Source organism: Nonomuraea sp. NPDC050451 (assembly GCF_044458585.1).
This window is the reverse complement of record NZ_JBITHZ010000088.1, coordinates 1-11,535: the sequence shown is the minus strand read 5'-3', so window position 1 is coordinate 11,535 and position 11,535 is coordinate 1. Positions and strand designations below refer to the sequence as shown.

Annotated in this window: 11 protein-coding genes, 1 tRNA gene and 1 pseudogene; 5 read left to right on the top strand and 8 right to left on the bottom strand. The window is 69.2% G+C overall.

Translation table 11 applies throughout. The features are described from left to right. Positions 1-146: pseudogene (locus ACIBI9_RS67430) on the bottom strand (deoxyribose-phosphate aldolase); the annotation flags it as partial. A gap of 198 nt (positions 147-344) precedes the next feature. Here ACIBI9_RS67430 and ACIBI9_RS67425 point away from each other — a divergent pair. Further along, the gene (locus ACIBI9_RS67425; protein ID WP_192789639.1) at positions 345-491 is read left to right on the top strand and encodes a hypothetical protein; all 147 of its coding nucleotides are present in this window, start codon (positions 345-347) and stop codon (positions 489-491) included. 115 nt (positions 492-606) lie between these two features. Then, the gene (locus ACIBI9_RS67420; protein ID WP_397239536.1) at positions 607-3,465 is read left to right on the top strand and encodes an ATP-binding protein; all 2,859 of its coding nucleotides are present in this window, start codon (positions 607-609) and stop codon (positions 3,463-3,465) included. A gap of 11 nt (positions 3,466-3,476) precedes the next feature. Here the strand turns inward: ACIBI9_RS67420 and ACIBI9_RS67415 are convergent, their stop codons facing one another. From ACIBI9_RS67415 to ACIBI9_RS67395, 5 genes are all read right to left on the bottom strand, one after another. Further along, entirely contained in the window at positions 3,477-4,043 is a 567-nt protein-coding gene (locus tag ACIBI9_RS67415; protein ID WP_397239534.1) for a TMEM165/GDT1 family protein, read from the bottom strand. 223 nt (positions 4,044-4,266) lie between these two features. After that, positions 4,267-5,304 (bottom strand): UDP-N-acetylmuramate dehydrogenase, encoded by a 1,038-nt coding sequence (locus ACIBI9_RS67410; protein ID WP_397239532.1) that lies wholly within the window; start codon positions 5,302-5,304, stop codon positions 4,267-4,269. A gap of 11 nt (positions 5,305-5,315) precedes the next feature. Continuing rightward, positions 5,316-6,377 (bottom strand): hypothetical protein, encoded by a 1,062-nt coding sequence (locus ACIBI9_RS67405; RefSeq protein WP_397239530.1) that lies wholly within the window; start codon positions 6,375-6,377, stop codon positions 5,316-5,318. Between the two features lie 237 nt (positions 6,378-6,614). Continuing rightward, positions 6,615-7,043: a MaoC family dehydratase gene (locus ACIBI9_RS67400; RefSeq protein WP_397239528.1), complete on the bottom strand. Its 429-nt coding sequence runs from the start codon at positions 7,041-7,043 to the stop codon at positions 6,615-6,617. 1 nt (position 7,044) lies between these two features. Then, entirely contained in the window at positions 7,045-7,494 is a 450-nt protein-coding gene (locus ACIBI9_RS67395) for a MaoC family dehydratase N-terminal domain-containing protein (RefSeq protein ID WP_397239526.1), read from the bottom strand. A gap of 597 nt (positions 7,495-8,091) precedes the next feature. Here ACIBI9_RS67395 and ACIBI9_RS67390 point away from each other — a divergent pair. Together ACIBI9_RS67390 and ACIBI9_RS67385 are read left to right on the top strand one after the other, a co-directional pair. Further along, on the top strand, positions 8,092-8,907 hold the full coding sequence (locus tag ACIBI9_RS67390) for a type II CAAX prenyl endopeptidase Rce1 family protein (RefSeq protein WP_397239524.1): 816 nt from the start codon (positions 8,092-8,094) through the stop codon (positions 8,905-8,907). 43 nt (positions 8,908-8,950) lie between these two features. Then, positions 8,951-9,334, top strand: a complete 384-nt coding sequence (locus tag ACIBI9_RS67385) for a hypothetical protein (RefSeq protein WP_397239522.1) — start codon at positions 8,951-8,953, stop codon at positions 9,332-9,334. A gap of 636 nt (positions 9,335-9,970) precedes the next feature. Here the strand turns inward: ACIBI9_RS67385 and rpmG are convergent. Both rpmG and ACIBI9_RS67375 read right to left on the bottom strand, forming a co-directional pair. Further along, positions 9,971-10,135 carry a 50S ribosomal protein L33 gene (rpmG, locus tag ACIBI9_RS67380; protein ID WP_019632658.1) on the bottom strand — a complete coding sequence of 55 codons (165 nt, stop codon included), beginning with the start codon at positions 10,133-10,135 and terminating at the stop codon, positions 9,971-9,973. Between the two features lie 71 nt (positions 10,136-10,206). Continuing rightward, positions 10,207-10,280, bottom strand: a tRNA-Met gene (locus tag ACIBI9_RS67375). A 302-nt stretch (positions 10,281-10,582) separates the two neighbouring features. Between ACIBI9_RS67375 and ACIBI9_RS67370 the strand changes: the two genes are divergently transcribed. After that, positions 10,583-11,329, top strand: coding sequence for a DUF2071 domain-containing protein (locus ACIBI9_RS67370; RefSeq protein ID WP_397239520.1), 747 nt, complete (start codon positions 10,583-10,585; stop codon positions 11,327-11,329). Positions 11,330-11,535: the final 206 nt, after the last annotated feature.

Below are 11,535 nucleotides of genomic sequence, written 5' to 3'. Positions count from 1 at the left end.
TGCGCCTTGGCCGTGGTCTTGATCGAACGGGTGCCCAGCATCGCCGCCCGCTGGTCCGCGCCGACCCGGTCAACCCCGGGCAGGCCGTGCAGGAAAGCTCGCAACGCCGAGTCGGACGAGGCGACGTCCGCGAGCGAGGTAGTCACAGTTGACACCAACACAGCATCGCCGACCAGGGCCGTGAGCTCCAAACCGGACCGCCTTAGGCGATCGGCACCGGGGTCTTAGGCATGCCGTACGCGTCCGCGTGCCAGAGATAAGGCATCCACCCGATGTGGCAGGCAGGGCCTTAGGCCGAGTCTTAAAGGTGTCAGGAAGAAGCACGAAATTTCAGGAGACACACCATGCATCCCGAGATCGAGTACGAGCTCATGAAGAACCACGCGAGCGAGCTCCGCAAGGCCGCCGCCGAGCACCGGCGGGTACGCGAGGCCGAGCGGGCCAACAAGTCCGAGCGCCGCTCGGTCTTCGGCAAGCTCCGTTTCTCATGACCATCCCACGAGAGCCCGGCCACCACCTCCCTCGTGGCCGGGCCTCGAAACCCCCGTAAAGGGACCCCCATAAAAGCGTCGAAAGCAATCGATCGGGCATGACATGCTGGATGACATGCGGGGACGTTCTGTCAGTCCCGTCTTCGTCGGGCGGGAAGAGGAGCTGGCGGCTCTGTCTGAAAGCTTCGACGAGGCACGAAAAGGCAGGGTGACAGCCCTCCTGCTCGGCGGCGAGGCCGGGGTCGGCAAGACCAGGCTCGTCCAGCGCTTCGCCGAGCAGTGCCAGGCGTTCGGCGCCCACGTGGTGTTCGGCGGCTGCGTGGAGCTGTCCACGGAAGGTCTGGCCTACGCGCCGTTCACCGCCGCGCTCCGGCAGCTCGTCAGGGAGCAGGGCCCCGCGGCGGTCGCCGGGCTGCTGCCGGACGGCGCGGAGCGCGATCTCGCGCGGCTGCTGCCCGAGTTCGGCGAGCCGAGCGGCGACGGCGAGACCGACACCGGCCGCGCCCGGCTCTTCGAGCAGTTCCTCACCCTCCTCGAACGACTGGCCGCCTCCCGCCCCACCGTCCTCGTCATCGAGGACATCCACTGGGCCGACAGGTCCAGCCGCGATCTCATCGCCTTCCTCAGCCGCAACCTGCACGCCCCGCAGGTGCTGATCGTCATGACCTACCGCTCCGACGACCTGCACCGCCAGCATCCGCTCCGGCCGGTCCTGGCCGAGCTGGGCAGGGTCAGCGGCGTGCACCGCCTCGACCTGCCCCGCCTGTCGCGGGACGAGGTCGCCCAGCAGATGGCCGGCATCCTCGGCGAGGTCCCCCAGTACGCCAAGGTCGAGAAGGTCTACGAGCGCAGCGAGGGCATCCCGCTGTTCGTGGAGGCCATGCTGGAGGGCGGCGAGGACTGCGCGTTCCCCGAGTCCATGCAGGACCTCATCCTCAACTCCGTCGAACGGCTGCCCGAGGAGACCCAGCGCCTGCTGCGCGTCGCCGCCGCCGGCGGCATCCGGGTCAGCCACAAGCTGCTGGCCGCCGTGAGCGGCCTGTCCGACGTCGAGCTGGAGACCGCGCTTCGCCCCGCCATCGCGGGCAACGTCCTGCAGATCGCCGACAACCGCGCCTACGTCTTCAGGCACTCGCTCATCCGCGAGGCCGTGCACGACGAGCTGCTGCCCGGCGAGCACCAGCGCCTGCACGCCAGGTTCGCCGAGGAGATCTCCAAGGACCGCACGCTGGTCCCGCCGGGGCGCGCCGCCGTCGAGCTGGCACACCACTGGTACGGCGCCCGCAACGACACCTGGGCGCTGATCTCCGCCTGGGAGGCGGCACAGAAGTCGTTCAAGGCGTTCGCCTACACCGAGGCCGTCCCGCTGCTCGAACGCGTGCTCATGCTCTGGGACCGGGTGCCCGACGCGGTCCAGCTCATCGGCGCCGACCACACCGCCGTGCTCGAACGCGCCGCAGAGGCCGCGAACGCCGGCGGCGACGTGGACAAGGGCGCGAAGTTCGTCAAGGCCGCGCTGTCGGAGCTGGACGAGACCGAGGAGCCGGCCCGCGTCGCGCAGCTCATCGTGCGCGGGGTCGGGTTCAAGAACTCCAAGCGCCAGATGGGCGTCATCGAGGACCTCAGGCACGCCATGCGGCTCGTGCCCGGCAACAGCCTCGACCGGGTGGAGGTCGTCACGCCGCTGAGCCGCCACCTCATGCTGCGAGGCGAGATCGCCGAGGCCAACGAGCTCATCGCCGAGGGCCTGCGCCTGGTCAGGGAGCTCGGCGACCGTTGCCTCGAAGCCGACCTGCTGATGAACCTGGCGCTCGGTCACTCGCTCAACGGAGAGACCGAGACCACGATCGCCCTCAACGAGCAGGCGCTGGAGATCGGCGTGGCGCAGGGCTCGGGCCGCCTGATCACGAGGGCGATCGGCAACAACGTCGACTCCCTGATGGACGTGGGCCGCCACGAGGACGCGCTGCGCCTGGCCAAGCACGGCTGGAAGCTGGCCAAGAAGTACGGCCGGCTGCGCGGCAGCGGCCTGTTCATCAAGAACAACTGGGCCGAGGTGCTGGAGGCGATGGGCCGCTGGGACGAGGCCATCGAGGTCATCGAAGGCGCGCTCAGCCACGGGCCCGTCCTGCGCCACAGGTACGCCATGCTGCGCACGCGCGCCGACATCGCGCTGGCCAGGGGCGAGGTGCAGCTCGTCGAGGGCATCCTGTCCGAGGTCGGCGTGCTGAAGGACCGTCCCGAGGAGTTCGTCCAGGACATCATCAGCAACGCCCGCCTGCACATCGGCTGGCACCTGGTCCGGGGCGAGCCGGCGGCCGCGCTGGCCGTGGCCGAGCGGGTGCTGGCCCACCCCCGGCAGTCGAGCAAGGCCATGCTGAGCTGGCGGCTGCTCGCCCTGCTCCGCGTGGTCTGCGACGCCGCCGAGACCACCGAGCCCAGCAGGGCGGCGACGGTACGCGAGCACGCCGCCGAGGTCGCGGCCGAACTGTCGGCCATCGGGCCGGTCACCGAGGCGTACCGGCTGACCTACAGCGGCGACTTCGACGCCGCCGCCGCGGCCTGGGAGCGGCTCGGCCGCCCCCACAACCAGTCCAAGGCCCTGATGCGGGCGGCCACCGCGGCCGCCCGCGGAGGCGACCGCGAGGGGGCGGCGACCCGGCTGAAGGTGGCGCTCCCGCTGGCCCAGGCCCTGCGTGCCACCCCGCTGATCGAGGAGATCGAGACGCTGTCGCGCCGGGTGGGCGGGATTCAGCCCGTCCAGGAGCCTTCCGGGCTGCTGACGCCGCGTGAGCTGGAGGTGCTGCGGCTGGTGACCCAGGGCAGGACCAACAGGGACATCGCGAGCGAGCTGTTCATCTCGGCGAAGACGGTGAGCGTCCACGTGTCCAACATCCTGGCCAAGCTCGGCGTCACCACCCGGGGAGAGGCCGCCGCCGCGGCCCATCGCCTCTCGCTGCTGTCCCCGAATTAGCTGTCCCCAGATCAGAAAAGCGCTTCCGCCAGGAGGACGACGCCGAACACCGCGAACGCCGCCGCCGCGCCGTACCGGATGATCTTCTCCGGCAGGTGCTTGCCCAGCAGCCGTCCCACCAGGATCGCCAGCGCGTCCGCCGCCACCATGCCGACGGTCGAGCCGATCCAGGTGCCGAGCCAGCCGTGCTGCGTGGCCAGCGTGATGGTGGCCAGCATCGTCTTGTCGCCCAGCTCGCTCAGGAAGAACGCCACGGTCACCGCGATCAAAGCGTTCCTGGTGGTGCGCTGGGCCTTCTTCGACTCGTCCTCGGTCAGCTCGTCCCCGCGCAGCGTCCACGCGGCGAACCCGAGGAAGGCCAGCCCCGCCACGACCGCGATGGCCGTCGTCGGCAGCGCGTCACCGATCAGCCCGCCCACGGCGACGCTGACCAGGTGCACGACGGTCGTGGCGATCGTGATGCCCGCGAGCACGGGCCAGGTCTTGAAACGGGTCGCGAACGTCATCGCCATGAGCTGGCTCTTGTCGCCGAGCTCGGCCACGAAGATGACGGCGAGACTGATCCAGAACGCTTCCAACGGTCCCCTTCCGCGCGACCGAGCCGGAAGCGGCGACCCGGGGAGTTTCGGGCACGACTCCGGCCCGGCAGCGTCTCATTCCACAACTGCCAGGCCGAAGGTCTCGTCCGCCCGCATGAGGCCCGCGTGACCGGGCGCGATGAAGCGCCAGTGTGTCGATCACACGATTGGGACTACTCCCCTTCGGAAATTCCAACCAACCATAACAGCCCGCGAGCGGGACCTATTCCCCGAGGTCACAGCCGACGAGCACGGGCTCGTTGACCAGCGTGACCCCGAACTTCTCCCGTACCCCGTCCCGGACCTCCCTGGCCAGCGCGAGCAGGTCGCCGGTGGTGGCGACCCCGTCGGGGTTGGTCAGCGCCAGGGTGTGCTTGGTGGAGATGCGTACGGGCCCGCGCCCGTACCCCTTCGGGTAGCCCGCCTGCTCGATCAGCCACGCGGCAGGCACCTTGACCGACCCGTCGGCCAGCTCCCAGCGCGGATGCCCCGGGGCGCGGGAGGCCAGCTCCGCGGCCTCCTCGGGCGTGAGGATCGGGTTGGTGAAGAACGAGCCTGCGCTGCGGGTGTCGGGATCGTCCGGGTCGAGCACCATGCCCTTGCCGCGCCGCAGCGCCAGCACGGCCTCGCGGGCCTGCGCGAGCGGCACTCTCCCGCCGACCTCCGCGTCCAGCCTGCCGGCCAGCTCCTCGTACGCCAGCGGGCCGGACATTTCCGAAACATCCAGCGCGTACGTCACCGCGAGCACCACATGCCGCGCCAGGTCGCGCTTGAAGGCGCTGTCACGGTAGGAGAACCCGCACTGCCGCGCCTCCAGATCCACCACCTGCCTGGTGCGGCGGTCGTAGGCACGCACGCACCGGATGGTCTGGGACACCTCCTGCCCGTACGCGCCGACGTTCTGGATGGGCGTCGAGCCGACCAGCCCGGGGATGCCCGACATGCACTCGATGCCCGACCAGCCCTCGGCCACGGCGCGGGCGACCAGCGGATCCCAGTCCTCCCCCGCCTCGACCGTGACCAGCACCTCCTCGCCGTCACGCGAGACGGCCACGCCCTGGGTCGAGACCTTGACGACCAGCCCGTCGAAGCCCTCGTCGGACACCACAACGTTGCTGCCTCCGCCGAGCACCAGCGTGGGCAGCCCCTTCATGTCGGCCTCGGCCACCAGCGACACGAGGTGCTCCGCCGTGGTCGCTTCGGCGAAGTCGCGGGCGGGGCCACCTAGGCGCAGCGTGGTATACGGCGCGAGCATCTCCATGGGCCAATAGCTTATGAGGTGCCCAGTATGCGCAGCACGCGGTCGAAGTTCCGCCGGGACTCCCGGGCGTCGTAGTCGGGGTCCACGTCGTGCGATCCCAGCCGCACCGCGGGCAGCGGCTCCTCGGGCACGACCAGCTCTCTGTGGTCCTGCTGGAGGGCGAGGGAGAGCGCCAGATCCGCGTTCCTGCCGTAGCCGGCGTCCTCGGGCAGGGCTCCGAGCGCCGGGCCCCTTCGTACCGCCATGAGCTCCCCTGTGAGCGCCCGCACCCTCCCGCCCGGCCCCGACTCCACCACGTGGACCTGCCCCGACCCCCGGTCGCGATCCTGCCCCGACTCCTCACCGCGAACCGGCCCCCCATCGTGGACCCGCACCGACTCCTCACCGCGAACCGGCCCCGGCCCCGTTCCCCCATCGTGGACCTGCCCCGACTCCTCACCGCGGACCGGCCCCGGCTCCCCGTCCGGGAAGTCGACGCCCTTCCACCCGGCCGCCACGGCGCCCTCCGCGACGGCCGCGACCAGCGGGGTCAGCGCGTCGCCGCAGAGCTCGACGTTCGTCTCCATGAGCACGTGCACGTCCGACTCATCCAGCCGCAGCAGCTTGGCGCGGCATTCACCCCAGGTCGCCGTGCCCCCTCGCCAGTGCGGCTCCTCGGCCACGTGCCACACGGCGATCCGGTCCGGATGCCGGTCGGCCAGCTCGTCCAGCACGTCACCGGCGCCGTCGACGTCGCCGAGGTCGAAGGCGAGCACGCGCGCGTTCGTGTGCTCGACGATCGACCGCACGCTCTTCCTGACGTCCTCCGGCCAGCCGTCGACCAGCAGGCTCACGCTGACGGTGACGTCCTTGGTCTCCGTACGCTGGCGTTCCAGCTTGACGCCCAGCTCGTCGAGGCGGTTGGTGGCCAGCGAGCTGTCCCAGACGCGCTGGGCGTGCAGCATGGTGTCGCCCGTGTCGCCAGGCTGCCCGGGAGCGCCGGAGAACCCCAGCTCGGCGGCAGGCTCAAGCCGAGCATGCGCCCCTGTCCCGCTCCCCTTGGCCTTCGTACCGGTTTCGGTCGTCTTGGCCATTGCACCGGCCGTACCGGCTGTGCCGGTTTCGGCGCCACCCGCGGTGTCCCGTCCGGTGCCGGAGCTACCCGCCACCTTCTCGACCCGCGCCGGCCGAAGGTGGGCGGGCGGCTTGGCATCGGTCACAGCGGAAACCGGGATCGATCGAACCGTGGGCCAAACTCGTCGCGCAGCTTCGTTCATAGACGTCACGCGTACCCGAGACACGCCCGAAATATCACCTGGCCGGCCGCCGCGTCAGGACAGCTGGACCACCGCGCGGGCCTTGGACAGCACCTTCTGATCGCCCGACCTGGCGGTGAGCCCGATGACCACCCGCTTGTCCTCCAGCTTCTCCTCCACCACCCCGCTGACCGAGACCGTCGCCCCCTGATCGTCGTCGGGAACGACCACCATCGACGAGAACCGCACCCCGAAGTCCACCACCGCCCCGGGATCCCCGGCCCAGTCCGTGACGAACCGCCCGGCCTGCGCCATCGTGTACATCCCATGCGCGATCACGTCGGGCAGCCCCACCATCTTGGCGAACCGCTCGTTCCAGTGGATCTGGTTGAAGTCCCCGGAAGCCCCGGCGTACATCACCAGGTTGAGCCGGCGCACGTTGTAGTCCACTGCCGGGAGCTCCTGCCCGACCTCGACCTCGTCGTACTTCACCGTGGCGGTCATCTCAACCGGCCCCTCCGCGCTCGACGATCGTGTTGTAGGTGACGCAGACCGGCTCGCCGTCGACGGTCGTCACTTCGCTCCTGACCGTCAGCAGCTCATTTCGCCCGGCCGTACGGATGTCGGTGATCGTCGCGGTCGTGACGAGCTGGTCCCCGGCGCAGATCTGCCGGACGTACTCGAAGCGCTGCTCGCCGTGGACGACCATGGCGAGGTTCAGCCCGAGGTCGGGATCGACGAGCGCCTCGCCCCCGCTCTGCAGACTGAACACGATGGGGAACGTGGGCGGCGCGATCACATCGGGGTATCCGGCGGCCTGGGCGGCCTCTTTGTCCCGGTAGAGCGGGTTGTTGTCACCGATCGCGGCGGCGAACTCCCTGATCTTCACCCGGCTGACCTCGTACGGCGGGCTGGGCGAATAGGTCCTGCCCACGAAGTCTCGGTTCAAGGCCATCAGTGCTCCCTCGCATGTCACCAACCGAGCGCTGCTGAGGCCGACGGTAACAGAACAAGGTTCGGCTGTCGCCGGTGATTATCTTGATTTTGCCCCGCGAACTTTCCCGCCGCCCGCCCCTCCCAAAACCCACACCATAAACACCACCCCATGCACACCTACACACGGCGGCCACCGCCTCCCGTAGGCGGCTCCAGGGGCCTCCAGAACTCACCCAGGGCTCCCACCATCACGCCGCCGGATGCCCCACGCGTATGCGGACATCAGGAAATCCTGTTCGGCGGACACGTCATGCCCGGTGGGCGGCCAATGGAAATCCCGGTAGACGGCCTCTTGCACGCTTGGGTGCCGATTCGGACGAGGCTGGCCTGATCATCGACCCGCACCGCCATCAACAGCAACTTCTCCACGGAGAGCACCATGCCGCGTTTCGATGCCGTGGCGCCCTGACGAAGGAGGTAGAACCCGCGACGCGGGAGCGACCCGATAGCTCCCACCCGGTCCGCATCCACCGTAACCTGCGCCTTTCACGGCGACTCGAAGCCGTGTCAGAGCGATGTCAGCTCCGTGTCGGGTCGCGGAGCCACGATTCTCGGCATGGACACAGCAATGCGGCCCCCGGCCGACACCCAAGGCGCCCAGCCGAAAGGCTTCGTCGCGAAGCTCCTCGCCGACCGTCACTCCGTCCCGTTCTCCATCGCACTGCACCTGGTGCCCGGCGCGGTCATCGTCGCCGTGTACGCGTTCATCGCCGCCCCCCTGGTCCGGGCGATCGACTTCCCGATCTTCCTGGCCTGGGCCATCGCCCTCGCGGTTGTGCTCTTCCCGCTCCAGCTGTTCCTGCTGTGGCTGGGCAAGAAGCAGACCGGCCGCTTCACGATGAAGGGCGTCGTCCACTACCGCGACAAGCCGCTCTCGCGCGGCAAGGTCTTCTGGCTCGGGGCCGCGTGCCTCGTGTGGATGACCGTGGTCTCGCTCTCGCTGACCCCGCTGGACAACATCGTCTACGACTGGTTCTTCACCTGGGTGAACTACCAGGGCGCCGGCCCCGACGGCACCGCCTACCTCCAGGGCTACCCGCAGGAGGTCGTGCTCACCACGCTGCTCATCTGCGCGCCGTTCACCGGCTTCACCCTGCCCCTGCTCGAGGAGTACTACTTCCGCGGCTTCCTGCTGCCCCGCCTCCCGCAGCTCGGCAAGTGGGCCCCGTTCTTCAACACCTTCTTCTTCTCGGTGTACCACTTCTGGGCCCCTTGGACGGTCCTGTCGAAGCTCGTCTTCCTCTACCCGGGCGTCTGGCTCGCCTGGAAGAAGCAGGACATCCGCATCTCGATCGCCATGCACCCCGGCTCGGCGCTGCTGATGACCGTGGTCGGCGTCATCGCCCTCGCCTCCGGCGCCTACTCGATGTAAGACCTCCCGAAACGAGGGGTGCCGTCCGCCGGCCGAGGGCCGGATGCCTCGCTCCGGAGCGGGCCGCAAGCGCGCCGAGCAGGTCGGCCCCGGGCCGCCCGCGACGCCGGATGCGCTGGTGAAGCCGGTCACTCGGGGCGATCCGGAGTCGCCGCTGCGCTGGACGGCGCGCTCGTTGAACACGCTCGCCACCGAGTTGACCCGCCACGGGCATCCGGTCAGTGACGACACCATGCGGCGGCTGCTGATCGAGGCGGGGTACTCGTTGCAGGGCAACGCCGAGGTACCGGAGGGCTATCTGACCACCGATATTTCGTCCCCGTCTCCACAGACACTCTCGCCGCACTCAACATCAAGGCGGCAGCTCGGCGCTGACCGCCAACCCGCCTTCCTTATGACCGCCCACCGGGAGGACTCGTGGCCGTGATGGCCATCTACCAGGAGAAACTCCTGTCCGTCCACACCCGCGCATGGCCGACCACCGTCGGCACGCCCACCAACCCCTATGGGACCAGCCATCGTCACGACACCCGCCGCCCCTCCCAGGGGCGGCCACGGTCACGACACCCGCAGACTCACACGGAACCGGCCATCGTCGCGGCACCCGCAGACCCCCGCAGGGTCGGCACCATCACGGCACACAGCACCCGTCACGGCGCCCGTTGCCCCGCACATGGCCGATCACCGTCAGCACGTCCACCGACTCGTAAGGGGCCGATCATCGTCACAGCACCCGCAGCCCCCACGGGACCAGGCAGCGTCATGACACCTGCCGCCCCTCGCAAGGGCCAGCTACCGTCACAGCACCCGCAATCCCCCACGGAGGCCGGCCACCATCACGACACCCGCCGCCCCTTCCAGGGGGGCCGGTCACGATCACGACATCCGCAGCCCCACTGGACCGACCCCCCGCAGGGCCGATCACCATCAGGGCGTCAGAGAGGACCATGGGGTCCGTGGGGAGCACCTGGAACCATGTGCAGACGCGACAAACCGGCGCCCCGTGGTAGGACGCCGGTTGTGCGATATGACGAAATGTGGGGCAGAAGCCCTGCCCGGAGACCTAGCGGGTCTCGCGGTGCGCGCGGTGGCAGCGGCAGTTGGGGCAGTACTTCTTCAGCTCAAGCCGATCCGGGTCGTTGCGCCGGTTCTTCCGCGTGATGTAGTTGCGGTGCTTGCACTCCTGGCAGGCCAGCGTGATCTTCGGCCTAACGTCGGTGGCAGCCACTTGGGAGTGCCTTTCTACGTTCGGGACATGGACACGCCCGTACCCAGGCCGGTTGACCTGGGAGTGGGCAGTAGCGGAGGCCGGACTTGAACCGGCGACACAACGATTATGAGCCGTTTGCTCTGCCTGACTGAGCTACTCCGCCTTTGAGCCGGTAACGACCCCGGCCCCGTAGAGGATACCCGACGTAGCGAGCACATTCGTAACTCGCCCGATCGGGTGGGGTGCTCCCAGTATGCCTCAGGAACCCCCGACAACCGAAATCCATTACCAATCGGCGATGCTCGCCCCCGAACAGCCGACTCCACCGTGAAGATCAAGCAGTGGAGGAGGCAAGCGTAGCAGCGACCGGCGCGAGGCGCACAACCCCTGAGAGCCCGTGGATCTCGCCGTGGCGCACACATCCCACCCGGCCCCGCGCAGCCGTAAGAGCCGTACCTTTTGGGCATGAGCTTCGTGGGCACTCCCCGGCCTCGTCCGCGCTGGTACCACGCGCACACGGATCTGGAGGACTTCGCGATCGTGAGCTACCGGGTGGACGCCGACGCGCTCGCCCGGCACCTGCCCGAGGGCTTCGCCCCCATGGAGGCGAACTTCGGGGACGGCCCCGGCGCCTTGGTCTCCGCCGTCGCCTTCCGCGACCGGGACTTCCACTTCCGGTTCCTGCCGCAGGCGTCGATCAGCTGCGGGCAGATCAACTACCGGGCCTACGTCACCGCCTACGGCAAGGCGGGCGTCTGGTTCTTCGGCACCCGCCTGGACCACCCCGTCGTGGCGATCCCACAGCACCTGTGGGGCATGCCGTGGCGCCGCGACCACATCCGCATCGAGGCCGACTGGCTCGGCACCCCGGCCCGCTGGCGCCTGGAGTCCGCCGACGGCCGGTGCGAGGCGGTCGAGCGTCCTCAGGCTCCGGCGCTGCTGGACGGCTTCACGGACGATTCGGACTGGCTGGAGCAGCTCACCCACCCAACCCAGGGCTGGTACCGGCGCAGAGACGGCGGGGTAGGCGCCTACAGCATCTGGCACCCGGTCATGCGGCCCCGGCACCTGGAGGCCACCTTCGCCAGGTTCCCCTTATTCGAGCGCCTGGGGCTGATCACGCCGGACACGCCCCCGCACTCGATCCTGGCGCAGGCCCGGATCCCCTTCGACATCCACACCCCACCGCACCGCTTCCACCCGGACGAGTGACCACGCCGTCGCCGCCACTAGTACGCCTAGCATGCCCTTCTGCTGACCCCCGCTCGGAACCCGCGTGCCACCCTGCGATGCCGCGCCTGCATTGGGCGGGGCGGGCTCGTCCGAGCTTGTCACCTGAAGTGTGTAAAGTCCTACTCTGAGTAACGAAGAGTGCTCTTTATCTGATTTACTTGATCCTTCCCGGATAAGCGATCTCG